Origin of the sequence: Pseudomonas sp. Bout1 (assembly GCF_034314165.1) — a bacterium.
GTDB lineage: Bacteria > Pseudomonadota > Gammaproteobacteria > Pseudomonadales > Pseudomonadaceae > Aquipseudomonas.
On sequence record NZ_JAVIWK010000001.1, the window covers coordinates 5094772 to 5108566 of the forward strand.

The window sequence follows — 13795 nt, forward strand, 5'->3', positions numbered from 1 at the left end:
CCCCATGTGGTTCAAAAACCTGCTTATCTATCGCCTGACCCAAGATCTGCCTGTTGATGCCGAGGCGTTGGAAACTGCACTGGCCACCAAACTGGCGCGCCCTTGTGCAAGCCAGGAGTTGACCACTTACGGTTTCGTCGCCCCTTTCGGCAAAGGCGAAGACGCGCCCCTGGTGCACGTCAGCGGTGACTTCCTGCTGATCGCGGCGCGCAAGGAAGAACGCATCCTGCCGGGTAGCGTGGTGCGTGACGCAGTAAAGGAAAAGGTCGAAGAGATCGAAGCCGAGCAAATGCGCAAGGTCTACAAAAAGGAACGCGACCAGATCAAGGATGAAATCATCCAGGCCTTCCTGCCGCGTGCGTTTATCCGTCGCTCGTCGACCTTCGCCGCCATCGCGCCAAAACAAGGCCTGATCCTGGTGAACTCGGCCAGCCCGAAACGCGCCGAAGACCTGCTGTCCACCCTGCGTGAAGTGATCGGTACCCTGCCGGTACGTCCGCTGACCGTGAAAACCGCGCCGACCGCCATCATGACCGACTGGGTCACCACCCAGAAACCGGCCGATGACTTCTTCGTCCTCGACGAATGCGAACTGCGCGACACCCACGAAGACGGCGGCATCGTGCGTTGCAAGCGCCAGGACCTGACCGGCGAAGAAATCCAGCTGCACCTGACAACCGGCAAAGTCGTGACCCAATTGTCCCTGGCCTGGCAGGACAAACTGTCCTTCATGCTGGACGACAAAATGACCGTCAAGCGCCTGAAGTTCGAAGACCTGCTGCAGGACCAGGCTGAACAGGACGGCGGTGAAGAAGCGCTGGGCCAACAGGACGCCAGCTTTACCCTGATGATGCTGACGTTTGGCGACTTCCTGCCGGCGCTGGTGGAAGCCCTGGGTGGCGAAGAGACCCCACAAGGTATCTAAAGCCTTAAGTGGGCACAGTCAATGTGGGAGCTGGCTTGCCTGCGATGCGGGCACCTCGGTTTATCAGTTACACCCGGGTGATGCTATCGCAGGCAAGCCAGCTCCCACAGTTGACCGGGTAAGCACTTCCAGCATTCTAATAACAAGGACCAACCCCATGCGCGCACTCGCCGCCTTGAGCCGTTTCGTCGGCAACACCTTCGCTTACTGGGTGCTGATTTTTGCCGTGGTTGCGTTCCTGCAACCCGCCTGGTTTATCGGCCTCAAAGGCGCCATCGTGCCGCTGTTGGGCCTGGTGATGTTCGGCATGGGGCTGACCCTCAAACTTGAAGATTTCGCTGAAGTCGCGCGCCACCCGTGGCGCGTGGCATTGGGTGTGGTCGCGCATTTCGTGATCATGCCCGGCGTGGCCTGGCTGCTGTGCCAGGTCTTTCACCTACCGCCGGAAATTGCCGTCGGCGTGATCCTCGTCGGCTGCTGCCCGAGTGGCACGTCCTCCAATGTCATGACCTGGCTGGCCCGTGGCGACCTGGCCCTGTCGGTGGCAATCGCCGCCGTCACCACCCTCCTCGCCCCGCTGCTGACACCCGCGCTCATCTGGCTGCTGGCCTCGGCCTGGTTGCCGGTGTCGTTCATGGAGTTGTTCTGGTCGATCCTGCAAGTGGTGCTGCTGCCGATCGTGCTTGGCGTGGTGGCGCAGCGCGTGCTGGGTGCCCGGGTACGGCATGCGGTGGAGGTGTTGCCGCTGGTGTCGGTGGTCAGCATCGTGGCGATCGTCGCCGCTGTGGTGGCGGCCAGCCAGGCGAAGATCGCCGAGTCGGGCCTGCTGATCATGGCGGTGGTGATCCTGCATAACACCTTTGGCTTCCTGCTGGGTTACTTCACCGGCCGTGTGTTCGGGCTGCCGTTGGCGCAACGTAAATCCCTGGCGCTGGAAGTGGGCATGCAGAACTCCGGGTTGGGCGCCGCTCTGGCGAGTGCACACTTCTCGCCGCTGGCCGCAGTGCCCAGCGCGCTGTTCAGCGTCTGGCACAATATTTCCGGGGCACTCCTGGCCACGTACTTCCGGCGGATGAGCGAAAAGGAAGACCGCGAATTGTTGGCGGGCAAGTCCGAAACTTGATCGCCTGATCAATATTCGGCACTCTAGCGGGCTACGCGGGGACGACCCTGCGACGCGACCAAGCGCTTAATCCGGGGACGACCCCACTTCTATAAAGGAAGGTCATCATGTCCTGGATCATTCTGTTTTTTGCCGGACTGTTTGAAGTTGGCTGGGCCGTCGGACTGAAGTACACCGATGGTTTCAGCAAGCCACTGCCCACGGCCCTGACGATTGCCGCCATGGCCATCAGCCTCGGGTTGCTGGGGCTGGCCATGAAGGAACTGCCACTGGGTACCGCCTACGCCATCTGGACCGGTGTCGGTGCAGTGGGCACAGTGATTGCCGGGATTATCCTGTTCGGAGAGTCCATGGCGCTGTTTCGACTGGCCAGTGTGGCGTTGATCATTTGCGGGCTGATTGGGCTGAAGATCAGCGCCTGAATACCTTTCATAGCAAGCAGTGACAGGGTGGAGCTCATAGCCCACCCGTCGCTCAACTCATGCAAAACTGTTTATTTTCGCCATATGCCGTTATCCGCGATTATAAACTTCACGTTTATTACTACCCATTTCTGCGTGAAGGCCGTTCTCGGTAAACTCTGTTGGGTTCATGGCAGTAGGTGGTGTTGACGGATCATTGTCGAAATCAAAAGCCTCGGCATTGGTGGGTAAACCTACAACCTGCAGTTCCCTGTTCTCCTCCCTCCGACCGCTGGCCTCGACCAACGTATCGCCCGGCAAGTTGGTTCCAGTAACCCCGTTGTACGCATGCCCCATTTCATGAAACAACGGAATCACAGGTGGTCGCTTTTCATCACCTTCTACAAATGTACGATTGTAGCCAATTGTTGCCTCATCGGCAGGCTTACCTGGCTTGCCATTAACTATGTAGCCATGTTCTGCGTCTGGCGCAGGTCTTATTTCTGCAAAATTTTTGCCAAGAACGTAGGCACTATTCGTACCAGGACCTTTCTCCTCGACACTAATTGGAGTGGCTGTTTTATCCAATGCCTCAAGCATTTTTTTACCTACCGGCGAACCACGTAAAAATTCCAAGTCATCTTCAAAATGCTGCTTAAACTCTTCCGTCCCTTTCACATTAAAAGCTTTGCTACCACTCTCGCTGGGTACAACCTCCACAAACTTCGACCCCTTAGAGCGCTTGATACTGTCATCTTTCTTTCCATAAACAACATCCTTGTCAGATGTGGAATTTACAGCATCCTGCCCACTGCCGGTATAGATCGCATTCTGGCCGCTGCCACCATTCAATATGTCGTTGCCCTTCCCTCCACCAAGGACGTTACGACCACTGCCTCCATGCAGCTGATCATCACCAGAACCACCATCCATGTAACTGCCACCGCCGCCACCACGTAATTTATCGTTACCATTACCTCCGTACATTACGCTGTAGCCTGTACCAGCAGTAATAGAGTCATTCCCGTCGTTGCCCTCGGCATACCCTATACCCGCCCCCAATGTAATGGAGTCGTTCCCCTTGCCTCCAAAGGCCAGGGTCCAGCCACCACCAGCCTTGATCGTGTCATTACCTTCTCCGGCATAAATGGTTGTAAGCATATTGACGTCAGGGGCAATAGATATGTTGTCATCACCTCCGCTCGTGTGAATCTCAAGACGCTGCTGACCTTTACTCTTGGTATCGAAAGGAATGTCGTAGGTCTTGCCATTAACCTCGGCGGTCAATCCTCCATCAGCCGATTTTTTAATATGAACTTTGTCCGCGCTGTCACCGGTTTTAATCGTTAACGCCTGGTCTTTTGGCGGGGCATAAAACCCCCGGCCGCCGCGAACACTTAAATCTATCTCAACCCCACCTTCATTGAACGGCATATTCGGGGTGATCTTTATCGGCGCAGAAGGCTCCCCCTGTTTACCCTGTAACTTATCGGAGGGTGCTGTAGAAAGAGTTTGTAAAGGCGGTTGTGAAGCAGGAGGGTTAGTACTCACTTGCATGTTCATCGAAAATCATCCTTAGCGTTAGATAACTACGATGACTGCGTGGCAATTAGAACGACATGGTTCCGCAGGATGAGTGATTTTTTACCCGAAACAACAAACTGCAAGCGTTTTCCCACATCAAGATCAGTCTCTGCTCAGGCCCTTCAGGGCAAAAGGTCCCGAGCACCAGAACTTGACTACTTGAGCTCGCCTCTCAACGTGCCAACCAAACCATGTAGCGCCTGAGGCGTCGCTGCCTCCACGGCCACCGGCGCGCCGGCCACCAGGGTCACCCGCGACCAGATCCGGTGAAAGAAACCCTTGTTCGGATCGCGACTGAAGAAACTCCCCCACAACCCCTGCAACGCCATCGGAATCACCGGCACTGGCGTCTCTTCAAGAACCCGCGTCACGCCGCTCCGGAACTCGTTCATCTCGCCATCGGAGGTTAATTTGCCTTCCGGGAAGATGCACACCAGCTCGCCGTCTTTCAGGTAGTGGGCAATCCGCTGGAACGCCTTTTCGTAGATCTGGATGTCCTCGTGCCGCCCGGCAATCGGAACCGCCCCGGCCGTACGGAAGATAAAGTTCAACACCGGCAACTTGTAGATCTTGTAGTACATGACAAAGCGAATCGGCCGACGCACCGAACCGGCAATCAACAGCGCATCGACAAACGACACGTGGTTGCACACCAGCAACGCCGCGCCTTCATCCGGGATCAGGTCGAGGTTTTTATGCTCGACGCGGTACATGGAATGGCCGAGCAGCCAGATCATGAAACGCATGGTGAACTCGGGCACGATCTTGAAGATGTAGGTGTTGACCGCGATGTTCAGCAACGACACCACCAGGAACAGCTCGGGAATCGACAGCTTGGCCACACTCAACAGCACGATCGAGACGATCGCCGAGACCACCATGAACAACGCGTTGAGGATGTTGTTGGCCGCGATCACCCGCGCCCGCTCGTTTTCGGCGGTGCGCGACTGGATCAGCGCATACAGCGGCACGATATAGAAGCCGCCGAATACGCCCAGGCCAAGGATATCGAACAATACCCACCATGCCTTGCCGTAGCGCAGCACCGCGATCCAGTCATTGGCCTGGACGTTCTGCGGGAACCCGCCGGAATGCCACCACAACAGCAGGCCGAACACGGTCAAGCCAAACGAGCCGAACGGCACCAGGCCGATCTCGACTTTGCGCCCGGAGAGCTTCTCGCAGAGCATCGAACCCAGCGCGATGCCGACCGAAAACACCGTGAGGATCAGCGTGACCACGGTCTCATCGCCGTACATCCACTCCTTGGCGTAGGCCGGGATTTGCGTCAGGTAGATCGCGCCGACAAACCAGAACCACGAGTTGCCGACGATCGAGCGCGACACCGCCGGCGTCTGCCCCAGGCCCAGCTTGAGGGTGGCCCAGGACTGGCTGAAGATGTTCCAGTCCAGGCGCATCTCCGGGCTGGAAGCCGCCGCACGCGGAATGCTGCGGCTGGCCAGGTAACCCAGCACCGCGATGCCGACGATGGCCGTCGAGACCACCGGTGCGTAATGGGTGGAAGACATCATGATCCCGGCGCCGATGGTGCCGGCCAGGATGGCGAGGAACGTGCCCATTTCCACCAGGCCGTTGCCGCCCACCAGCTCATCTTCGTGCAACGCCTGGGGCATGATCGAGTACTTCACCGGCCCGAACAGGGCCGAGTGCGTGCCCATGGCAAACAGTGCCAGCAGCATCAACTCCAGGTGGTTGAACATGAAACCGATGGCGCCCACCGACATGATCACGATCTCGCCGATCTTGATCACCCGGATCAGCGCATCCTTGTTGAATTTCTCGCCAAATTGCCCGGCCAGCGCCGAGAACAGGAAGAACGGCAGGATGAACAGCAAGGCGCAGAGGTTGACCCAGATCGAACGGTCGCCCTCGATGGTCAGTTTGTAGAGAATCGCCAGGATCAACGACTGCTTGAAGATATTGTCGTTGAACGCCCCAAGGGACTGGGTAATGAAGAACGGCAGGAAACGCCGTTTGCGCAGCAAAGTAAATTGCGAGGGGTGGCTCATCGTCCGTGTTCCTGCGTGGCCTGCGACTGTTATCGCCTTTAGGCTGTTATAGAAAGTCAGGCCACGACTTTACCTAATCCCGGCTACTTATTCGCTAGTCCTGCAATGCACGGCGAAACAAAAAGCTCACCTTTATAAGCGCCCTGCACGGTGCGCTTGGCCACGATCAGCCACAGCAACGCCAGCGCCGCCACCAGCACACAGCCGACGATGCTGAAAAAGCCAAGGTGCAAGGTGCTCGCCAGTTTCAGCGTGGCCAGCGAGTACACGCCCAGTGGAAAGGTAAAGCCCCACCAGCCGAGGTTGAAGGGAATGCCGGCCCGCAGGTAGCGCACGGTGATCAGGACCGCAATCAACATCCACCACAAACCAAAACCCCACAGCGTGATGCCAGCCACCAGGCCGATGCCGTTAGCCATCTCGCCAACGCCGGGCAAGCCGTTGGCCGCAAAGATGGCCGGTGCATCACCGCCCAGCACCAGCATGCCCAGGGCGCCGGTACCGATGGGGCCAAGGGCCAGCCAGCTCGACGCGGCCATGTTGGCATGGGGCAGTTTATGCAGGGCCATGCGCAGCATCAGGATAGTCAGGATGCTGAAGGCCACCGGCAGCGAGAACGCCCACAGCACGTAGCTGGTCACCAGCATCACCAGTTGCGAATGGGCGTCGGCCAGGTGCGGCGCCAACAGGCCACCGCTGGCGGCGGCAACTTCGGCGGCCACCACCGGCAACAGCCACACGGCGGTCATCTGGTCGATGCTGTGTTCCTGGCGAGTGAACATCATGAACGGGATCAACACCCCGCAGGCCAGGGCCATGGCCACGTCCAACCACCACAGCACCTCGGCCAGTTGCACCACGCCATTGCCCCAGCGCGGCAGGCCAAATAGCAGGAAGCCATTGATAATGGTCGCCAGGCCCATAGGTATGGTGCCAAAGAACATCGACACCGTGGAGTGCCCGAAAATACGCCGGGCTTCGTGGAAAAACATCACCCAACGCGCCGCGTACAGCACGCTGAACAGCACGAACAGGCCAATGGTAAACAGCCAAAGCCCTTCGGCCACGGCGTGCAGCCCCGGCACGTTGACCGGCAATTGCGCCAGCGCCAACGCCAGAACCCCGGTGCCCATGGTGGCGGCAAACCAGTTGGGGGTGAACTGGCGAATCACTTCCCGGGGACGGGTCAGGTGACTGAACGGTTTCAAACGGCTTTGAAGGGTATTAGGGCAAGTCATGGTGAAATCCTCTTCCTCGCATGAGGTTGAGGCCATGGTAGAACCGAATCGAATATCTATATAACGGGTAATATCTCTAACTGTTATCTATTTTACAGATATACAGCTAGACACTGCCCTCGGACTCAATCACCAGGATCCGCGCCGGCCCTTGTGGATGGGCAACGTGCTCGGTGCCGACGCTGGCGTAGAAGATATCTCCGACGCTCATCTCGGCCACCTGCTCGATGCCGTTTTCGCGATAGTGCATCTGCACCTGGCCATCAAGCACCACGAACACCTCTTCCCCGTCATTCACGTGCCAGCGATACGGCTGGTCGGTCCAGTGCAACCGGGTGGTGATGCCGTTCATGTTGGCAATGTCCAACGCTTCCCAGGCGCGGCTGCCGGTGAAGTCCTTGCTGCGGATGATCTTCATGCGTGAATCCCAAGGCGTACGGATGGCGGATTATTACCGAATCAACTGCCCGCCGTCGCCCTGCTCTTGGCCGAATCCTGAAGCAGTAAAGCCACCAGGGCACTGAGCGCCAGCACGATCAACACAGCGCCATAACCGTCTGTGGTGGCAATCAAGCCGAAGGTGCGTGTCAGGTTACCGGCCAAAAGCGACGGTACGCAGAACGCCAGGTAACTCAGTACATAGAACGCCGACATCAAACCGGCCCGTTCATGGGGCAGGGCTAGCGGCAAGACGCTGCGCAGTGCGCCGAGGAACCCCGAACCAAAGCCGCCGCCGGCGATCAACGTAGCGATGAAGAACAGCGGCAGGCTGGCGCTGTGGACAGCGGTCAGGATCAGCGCAACACCCACCGCCAACAGCATGGCGCCCAAACGCAGGACCTTGTCTGCCGGACGGTTACGCAGGCTGAAAATCATCACGGCACCGCTCAGGGTCAACACTGCCACCAGCCCGCCGCCGATCAGGTTCGAGGTAGACCCGGTCGCCGCCCGAACCAGCGAGGGTGCCAGGGACAAATAGAAACCGCCCATCGCCCACACTGCCACATCCACCGGCAACGAGATCCACAACGCGCGACGCGCCTGGGGCGGCACATGCAAGGTGGGCCATAACGAGGCCAGCGCGCCCGGAATCCGGCTCACTGTTTCCGGCAGGCGCCAGACGTAGAGTGCCTGCGCAATCATCAAGCCGAGTAAGGTCCAGTAGATCAGTGTGGTCGGCATCGGCGCGAATTCCACCAGCAGGCTGCACCCCATGGCGCCACAGGCCATCCCGAGCAAAGGCGCTACGCTATTGATCAACGGACCTTGCCGGCGGTCGGTGTCGAGCAGCGCGGCGCCCAGTACGGCGGTGGCCATGCCGGTAGCAAAGCCTTGTACAGTGCGCGCTGCAATCAACCAGCCGACGCTGTCGGCATTGATAAACAGCAGCATCGCCAGCATATCGAGGAGCAGCGCGGCAAAAATCACCGGCTTGCGCCCCAGGTGGTCCGACAACGAACCCACGGTCATCAAGGCAGCCAGCAAGCTCAAGGCGTAGATGCCGAACACCAGGGTCAACATCGCGGCCGAAAAGTGCAGGCCTTCCTGATAGAGGTGGTACAACGGCGTCGGCGCGCTGGAGGCGGCGAGGAACGTCAGCAAGGTGATCGCCAGGAACGCCAGGCTGGAACGATGGGAAGTAACGCTGGACATGGGCACGCTCCGCTAAAGCTAATATTTTGCTTTTGCGGAGTGTGCTACTGGATGGCGCTTAAAGCAAATTCTTTGTGTTAAGGTTTTACGCATGGCGATAAAAGAAGGCCTTCGCCCGGGGGGCCGAAGTGCCCGGGTTCAGCAATCAGTGCATTCGGCTGTGCGCCAATTGCTCGAAGAGCAGGATCGGTCCAGCGTGACGGTGCCGCAGATAGCCACACGTGCCGGTGTTACGCCCTCGACTATCTACCGCCGCTGGGGTGATCTGGCCGCGCTGCTGGCTGATGTCGCCATGGCCCGCCTGCGCCCGGACAGTGAGCCGGCCAATACCGGCAGCCTGCGCGGCGACCTGCGCGCCTGGGGCGAGCAATACCGCGATGAGATGAGTTCGGACCTTGGCCGCGAGATGATGCGCGACGTGCAATGCAGCCAGGCGCCGGGGTATTGCGTGGGGATCCTTACCGGGCAATTGGAGACGATTCTGGATCGCTACCCCGGTGATGCGGAAACTGGCCCTAGTGTGGATCGGCTGATTAACCTGATCGTCGCGCCTACTGTGTTTCGCAGTCTTTTTTCTACCGCGCCGCTGCAGGTTGAAGAGCTGCATGAGTTGATTGAGTTGGCGTTGCGGGGGTGAGTGGGGGTTGGGGGTTGGGTGTATATCCGTTATTTGGGTGATGGCTTAGATGGGTTCCGCCCTTACGGCGGGTCACTTTTGGAAAAGAGCCCCAAAAGTAACCAAAAGGGCTCTTGCCCCACCACTCGGCACCTCGCTTAGGCTCGGTGTGCCCTCACTCCGGCTTTGGAGCGTGGGCCGCCGTCATGGGCCATCCTTGGCCCAGGACGGCTAACCCGGCGTCCTGCCGGGTTACCCACGCTCCAAAGCCTGCGTTCGGCCAGCGTGGTTGACGGGGCGCCTAAGATCAAGATCACAAGCAGATCAAGAACACAGCGGCCTACAGGCCGGCTTGAGTGTTAAAAGCAACAGCAAAATCAACAGCGGGCACGGTTCCAATGTGGGAGCTGGCTTGCCTGCGATGGCATCAACTCGGCGCATCTGAAAAACCGAGTCGCCTGCATCGCCGGCAAGCCAGCTCCTACAGCTTTTGCCTTGGCTTTTAACACTCAGGTCGGCTTTCAGGCCGCCGTGCTCTTGCTCTTGATCTTGATCTGACTGCCCCATTCAGCCCGAGGCCGAACGCAGGGATTGAGGAGCGGGTAAACCGGCAGGACGCCGGTTTAGCCGCGACGGGCCAGGGACGGGCCGTCGCGGCGGCCCGCGGAGCAATGCCGGAGTGAGGGCACACCGAGCCTAAGCGAGGTGCCGACAGGCGGGGCAGAGCGTTTTGGTTACTTTTGCGCTTTTCAAAAGTGACCCGCTGTAAGAGCGGAACCCATATCAGCCGTTAACGAAGAAACGGATATGTACTCAAACCAATCGCCAAAAAAACGACCTCATCTGGAGGCCGTCTTTCATCACATCTCAACGCTTAGGTACGCATCCCACGCCCACTCACCAGCAACCGCGCACAACCGACATACAGCACCACAGTCGCCACCAGCATAAACGTGATCGCCACGCTGATCTTGATATCCGAAACCCCAAGAATCCCGTAGCGGAACGCGTTAACCATATGCAACACCGGGTTAGCCAGCGAAACCGTCTGCCAAAACGGCGGCAGCAAGGTGATCGAATAAAACACCCCCCCCAGGTACGTCAACGGCGTCAGCACAAACGTCGGAATAATCGAGATGTCATCAAAGTTTCGCGCAAACACCGCGTTAATGAACCCCAGCAACGAAAAGATCGTCGCCGTCAGCACCACCACCAGCAGGGTTATCCCAAGGTGATGCACCTGCAAATGGGTAAAGAACAGCGACAGCAACGTCACGATCACCCCGACCATCAACCCACGCAGCACGCCGCCCAGCGTGTAGCCGATCAGGATCGTATGCGGCGACACCGGCGAAACCATCAATTCCTCGATGGACCGCTGGAACTTGCTGCCAAAGAAACTCGACACCACGTTGCCATAGGAGTTGGTGATCACCGACATCATGATCAGCCCCGGCACGATGTATTCCATATAGGTGAAACCACCCATGTCACCAATCTGCCGACCGATCAGGTTGCCGAAAATCACAAAGTACAAAACCATGGTGATCGCAGGCGGCAGCAAGGTTTGCGGCCAGATCCGGGTAAAGCGCTTCACTTCGCGGTAGACGATGGTCTGCAGCGCGACCAGGTTGGGTTGCAGTTCCGAACTCATACCGCCACCTTCGCCAGATTTTTCTCCACCAGGGACACGAACAACTCCTCAAGGCGATTGGTTTTATTACGCAGGCTCAACACTTCGATGTTCTGCGTGGCCAGTTGGCCGAACAACGCAGTGATGCCCACGGCTTTGTCCACCTGGACTTCCAGGGTGTGGCTGTCTACCAGGCGGTTCGGGTAGCCAATCAACTGGGGCGCCACCGTCATGTCGTTTTTCAGGTCGAGCAGGAAGGTCTCGACGTGCAACTGGCTCAACAGCGAGCGCATGCTGGTGTTTTCGACGATGGTGCCGTGATCGATGATGCCGATGTTGCGGCACAGTTGTTCAGCCTCTTCCAGGTAGTGCGTGGTGAGGATGATCGTGATGCCCTTCTGGTTCAGCTCAGTGAGGAACGTCCACATCGAGCGACGCAGCTCGATGTCCACGCCCGCTGTCGGTTCATCGAGGATCAGCAGGCGCGGTTCGTGAACCAGGGCGCGGGCGATCATCAGGCGGCGCTTCATGCCGCCGGACAGGGAGCGTGAGGGCACGTCGCGCTTGTCCCACAGGCCCAGTTGCGTGAGGTACTGCTCGGCACGCTCCTTGGCGATCTTCGGCGGGATGCCGTAGTAACCGGCCTGGGTCACGACGATGTCGAAGGTCTTTTCAAACTGGTTGAAGTTGAACTCCTGGGGCACCACGCCAATGCTGCGCTTGAGCGCCGCCGGGGATTTGTCCAAGTCGTGGCCAAAGATATTCACGGTGCCGCTGGTCTTGTTGACCAGGGTCGAGAGAATCCCGATGGTGGTGGATTTGCCGGCGCCATTGGGGCCGAGCAAGGCGAAAAAATCACCTTCGGCAACGTCCAGATCGATACCACTCAGGGCCTGGAAACCGTTGCCGTAGGTTTTGGTTAGCTGCCGGATGGACAGAGCGGAACTCATATCGGATTACGCACCAAAGAAGAGGAATAGAATTGTTACATGAGGGCAGACCGCACGGAATACAACGGCTGCGCGTGACAAGCATGGTGCTTGTCCGCGCCGCACAAGTACAGTCACCCGTATTAATAGTGGGTATCAGGTCAACGCGGTCATGACCGATTTCTGATAGGCCGGGCGCTCGCGCAGGCGCTGGTACCAGGCCTCCAGGTTCGGCATCGACGGGCGTTCGATGGGCATTTCGAACCAGGCGTAAATGAAGCTGCCCAAGGGGATATCACCCATGCCGATCTCGCTGCCGGACAGGTAGGGTTGGGTGGCCAAGGCCTGATCCGCGGTCTGCAAGACGTCGATGCAGGCTTGGCGCCCGGCGTTGATAGCGTCCCAGTTCTGCTTTTCGGCCGGGGTGCGAAGCACGCCCCAGAATACGGTCTTGAACGGTTCGGCCAGGGTCGAGGTGGTCCAGTCCATCCACTTTTCGGAGTTGGCCCGGGCTTGCAGGTCACTTGGGTACCAGCTCGAATCCGGCGCATGCTTGGCGGCCAGGTAACGCACGATGGTGTTGGATTCCCACAGCACAAAGTCGCCGTCTTCAATCATCGGCACCCGGCCATTGGGGTTCAGCGCGCGGTATTGCGGCGTGTCGACCACACCAAAAGCCCCGCCCGCATCAATTGCCTCATAGTCCAGGCCGAGTTCCTCGGCGCACCACAGTGCCTTCCTGACATTTGACGAATTTTTACGACCCCAGATTTTCAGCATGACCGCCCCGATTTTGAAAAAGATGGTTGGATGAATGCCGGGGCAGCATACGCCGGATCACGTCCGGCTTAAATCACTCTGCATGTCGCCCAACAGGATCGGCATCTGCTCGCCAAACAGGTGCGGGTAACATTTCTGAATGTGGGCGAAGAAGAATTCCTCGGGCACTTCGGCAAATTGCCCATGGTCGACCACGTACTCCATGGAGCGCTGGCCCTTGCGGTTGAAGGCATGGAAAACGCTGTCGTGGATGCCGTCGAAATCCAGCGGCGGCACGTCGAACAGTTCGCATAGTTGCTGGTTGAACGCGGGCGTGGCTTTGACCCAGCGCCCATCCAGATACAACTCGGTGTAGCCATGCATGGCGAATACGTCGCTTCTGAGCAGCTCGATCAAACGTGGCGTCGACAGGTGGTTGCGCACGTCGGCCAGGCCGATGCGTGCCGGGATGCCACAGTGCCTTGCGCACGCCGCCAACAACGTCGCCTTGGGCACGCAATAACTCTCGCCAGCGGCCAGGGCGAAGCTGGCGTTGAGGGTTTGCGGGTCGCGGCTGAACGTATAGGGGTTGTAGCGCACCGCCTCGCGCACGGCGTAGTAAAGACTGACTGCCTGGTCACGGGGGGCGGCACTCGAACCGCGATGTTTTTCGGCGAACTCCACCACCGCAGGGTGGTCACTATCGATGAAGCGGCCGGGATTCAAGTACGCATTCATGAGGCAGATCTCAGGTAGCAAGCCTTGAATCTAACCACAGGCCTGCTACCGGCGATAACGACGATTCGGCCAAATGTCGGCGCTTTGCGGTGATGTTCACCGGCACACCACGTAACACCCTCGTCACCGCGCTTTTTCGGATGCCGACTAAGCTCAGAGGTGATTT

The 13795-nt window shown here is 58.6% G+C and carries 13 protein-coding genes; 4 read left to right on the forward strand and 9 right to left on the reverse strand.

The window, feature by feature from the left end:
- The first annotated feature begins 4 nt into the window (after positions 1-4).
- The 3 genes from rdgC to sugE all read left to right on the forward strand — a co-directional run bounded on the left by rdgC (position 5) and on the right by sugE (position 2470).
- Positions 5-925 (forward strand): recombination-associated protein RdgC, encoded by a 921-nt coding sequence (gene rdgC / locus RGV33_RS23440; protein ID WP_322146359.1) that lies wholly within the window; start codon positions 5-7, stop codon positions 923-925.
- A gap of 157 nt (positions 926-1082) precedes the next feature.
- Positions 1083-2048, forward strand: a complete 966-nt coding sequence (locus RGV33_RS23445; RefSeq protein WP_322146361.1) for a bile acid:sodium symporter family protein — start codon at positions 1083-1085, stop codon at positions 2046-2048.
- A gap of 107 nt (positions 2049-2155) precedes the next feature.
- Positions 2156-2470, forward strand: a complete 315-nt coding sequence (gene sugE / locus RGV33_RS23450; protein ID WP_010166396.1) for a quaternary ammonium compound efflux SMR transporter SugE — start codon at positions 2156-2158, stop codon at positions 2468-2470.
- A 90-nt stretch (positions 2471-2560) separates the two neighbouring features.
- Here sugE and RGV33_RS23455 read toward each other — a convergent pair whose 3' ends face one another.
- The 5 genes from RGV33_RS23455 to RGV33_RS23475 all read right to left on the reverse strand — a co-directional run bounded on the left by RGV33_RS23455 (position 2561) and on the right by RGV33_RS23475 (position 8954).
- On the reverse strand, positions 2561-4012 hold the full coding sequence (locus RGV33_RS23455; RefSeq protein WP_322146364.1) for a M91 family zinc metallopeptidase: 1452 nt from the start codon (positions 4010-4012) through the stop codon (positions 2561-2563).
- A gap of 176 nt (positions 4013-4188) precedes the next feature.
- Positions 4189-6063, reverse strand: a complete 1875-nt coding sequence (locus RGV33_RS23460; RefSeq protein ID WP_322146366.1) for an MFS transporter — start codon at positions 6061-6063, stop codon at positions 4189-4191.
- 83 nt (positions 6064-6146) lie between these two features.
- Positions 6147-7301 carry a TDT family transporter gene (locus RGV33_RS23465; protein WP_322146368.1) on the reverse strand — a complete coding sequence of 385 codons (1155 nt, stop codon included), beginning with the start codon at positions 7299-7301 and terminating at the stop codon, positions 6147-6149.
- Positions 7302-7407: 106 nt separating this feature from the next.
- Positions 7408-7719, reverse strand: a complete 312-nt coding sequence (locus tag RGV33_RS23470; RefSeq protein ID WP_322146371.1) for a cupin domain-containing protein — start codon at positions 7717-7719, stop codon at positions 7408-7410.
- Positions 7720-7760: 41 nt separating this feature from the next.
- Positions 7761-8954, reverse strand: a complete 1194-nt coding sequence (locus RGV33_RS23475; RefSeq protein WP_322146373.1) for an MFS transporter — start codon at positions 8952-8954, stop codon at positions 7761-7763.
- A gap of 91 nt (positions 8955-9045) precedes the next feature.
- On the opposite strand from RGV33_RS23475, the gene RGV33_RS23480 reads away from it, so the two are divergent.
- Complete coding sequence (locus tag RGV33_RS23480) at positions 9046-9591, forward strand: TetR/AcrR family transcriptional regulator (protein WP_322146375.1); 546 nt, start codon at positions 9046-9048, stop codon at positions 9589-9591.
- An 853-nt stretch (positions 9592-10444) separates the two neighbouring features.
- Here RGV33_RS23480 and RGV33_RS23485 read toward each other — a convergent pair.
- The 4 genes from RGV33_RS23485 to RGV33_RS23500 all read right to left on the reverse strand — a co-directional run bounded on the left by RGV33_RS23485 (position 10445) and on the right by RGV33_RS23500 (position 13629).
- On the reverse strand, positions 10445-11224 hold the full coding sequence (locus tag RGV33_RS23485) for an ABC transporter permease (protein WP_003217229.1): 780 nt from the start codon (positions 11222-11224) through the stop codon (positions 10445-10447).
- A complete protein-coding gene (locus RGV33_RS23490) occupies positions 11221-12153 on the reverse strand; it encodes an ABC transporter ATP-binding protein (protein WP_076015272.1) in 933 nt (310 codons plus the stop codon). Before RGV33_RS23490 ends, RGV33_RS23485 begins: the two co-directional genes overlap by 4 nt.
- A gap of 135 nt (positions 12154-12288) precedes the next feature.
- Complete coding sequence (locus RGV33_RS23495; RefSeq protein ID WP_322146379.1) at positions 12289-12912, reverse strand: glutathione S-transferase; 624 nt, start codon at positions 12910-12912, stop codon at positions 12289-12291.
- 57 nt (positions 12913-12969) lie between these two features.
- Complete coding sequence (locus RGV33_RS23500) at positions 12970-13629, reverse strand: transglutaminase family protein (RefSeq protein ID WP_322146381.1); 660 nt, start codon at positions 13627-13629, stop codon at positions 12970-12972.
- Between the last annotated feature and the right edge of the window lie 166 nt (positions 13630-13795).

What these genes read in the sequence shown, in the direction of transcription:
- sugE (WP_010166396.1), top strand. Translation starts at nt 2,156, where the DNA reads ATGTCCTGGATCATTCTGTTTTTTGCCGGACTGTTTGAAGTTGGCTGG.
- RGV33_RS23490 (WP_076015272.1), bottom strand. Translation starts at nt 12,153, where the DNA reads ATGAGTTCCGCTCTGTCCATCCGGCAGCTAACCAAAACCTACGGCAAC.
- RGV33_RS23495 (WP_322146379.1), bottom strand. Translation starts at nt 12,912, where the DNA reads ATGCTGAAAATCTGGGGTCGTAAAAATTCGTCAAATGTCAGGAAGGCA.
- RGV33_RS23500 (WP_322146381.1), bottom strand. Translation starts at nt 13,629, where the DNA reads ATGAATGCGTACTTGAATCCCGGCCGCTTCATCGATAGTGACCACCCT.
- RGV33_RS23475 (WP_322146373.1), bottom strand. Translation starts at nt 8,954, where the DNA reads ATGTCCAGCGTTACTTCCCATCGTTCCAGCCTGGCGTTCCTGGCGATC.
- RGV33_RS23480 (WP_322146375.1), top strand. Translation starts at nt 9,046, where the DNA reads ATGGCGATAAAAGAAGGCCTTCGCCCGGGGGGCCGAAGTGCCCGGGTT.
- RGV33_RS23470 (WP_322146371.1), bottom strand. Translation starts at nt 7,719, where the DNA reads ATGAAGATCATCCGCAGCAAGGACTTCACCGGCAGCCGCGCCTGGGAA.
- rdgC (WP_322146359.1), top strand. Translation starts at nt 5, where the DNA reads ATGTGGTTCAAAAACCTGCTTATCTATCGCCTGACCCAAGATCTGCCT.
- RGV33_RS23455 (WP_322146364.1), bottom strand. Translation starts at nt 4,012, where the DNA reads ATGAACATGCAAGTGAGTACTAACCCTCCTGCTTCACAACCGCCTTTA.
- RGV33_RS23445 (WP_322146361.1), top strand. Translation starts at nt 1,083, where the DNA reads ATGCGCGCACTCGCCGCCTTGAGCCGTTTCGTCGGCAACACCTTCGCT.
- RGV33_RS23460 (WP_322146366.1), bottom strand. Translation starts at nt 6,063, where the DNA reads ATGAGCCACCCCTCGCAATTTACTTTGCTGCGCAAACGGCGTTTCCTG.
- RGV33_RS23485 (WP_003217229.1), bottom strand. Translation starts at nt 11,224, where the DNA reads ATGAGTTCGGAACTGCAACCCAACCTGGTCGCGCTGCAGACCATCGTC.
- RGV33_RS23465 (WP_322146368.1), bottom strand. Translation starts at nt 7,301, where the DNA reads ATGACTTGCCCTAATACCCTTCAAAGCCGTTTGAAACCGTTCAGTCAC.